1 pseudogene is annotated in these 695 nt (G+C 45.6%); it reads left to right on the plus strand.

Annotation, left to right across the window (positions count from 1 at the left end):
- Window positions 1-695 (plus strand): annotated as a pseudogene (locus HMPREF0240_RS23255) (FIVAR domain-containing protein); the annotation flags it as partial.

A 695-nucleotide genomic window follows, 5' to 3' on the forward strand; every position in this document is an offset into this window, starting at 1 on the left:
GGACTGGTTGAATCTGTGCAGAAGCTTTTCGCAGAAGCTATTGCAGAGGGCGAAGCAATCATGGAAAAAGAGGATGCGTCAAAAGAGGATGTGCTGGGAGCATGTGTGAAGCTGATGAAAGCGATCCAGGCACTGGATATGGAAGCCGGAGATAAGGCCGACCTTGGCATGGCTCTGGAATTGACGAGTATGATTGACTTGACAAAATATGTGGAGGCAGGACAGGAAGAATATCTGGCCGCAAAAGCAGCAGCGGAAGGTGTAATGGAAAACGGAGATGCAATGCAGCCGGAAGTTAATGCAGCATGGACAACCCTTGTCGATACGATGATGGATCTGAGATTAAAGGCAGATAAAGCTGCACTTTCTGATCTTCTGGAAAGCTTAAAAGATCTGGATCTGAACAAATATACAGAAGAATCAGTAAGAACTTATAATGATGCACTAGCACTGGCAAATACAATTATGAACGATGACGGTTTATCCGTTGATGATCAGCCGAAAGTAGATGAGGCCGTCGTAACACTTATGGCCGCAAAAGATGGTCTGACGGAAAAGAAAGACTCCGGTGATGCTAATAAAGACAATCCGAATGGAAACGGCGGCCAGAATAATAACGGGCAGAATCCGAACGGAAATGGTCAGAATGGAGACAAGCAAAGCGGAAACAGCCAGAATGGAAATGGTACACAGAA

Source organism: Clostridium sp. D5, from assembly GCF_000190355.1.
GTDB lineage: Bacteria > Bacillota > Clostridia > Lachnospirales > Lachnospiraceae > Faecalicatena > Faecalicatena fissicatena_A.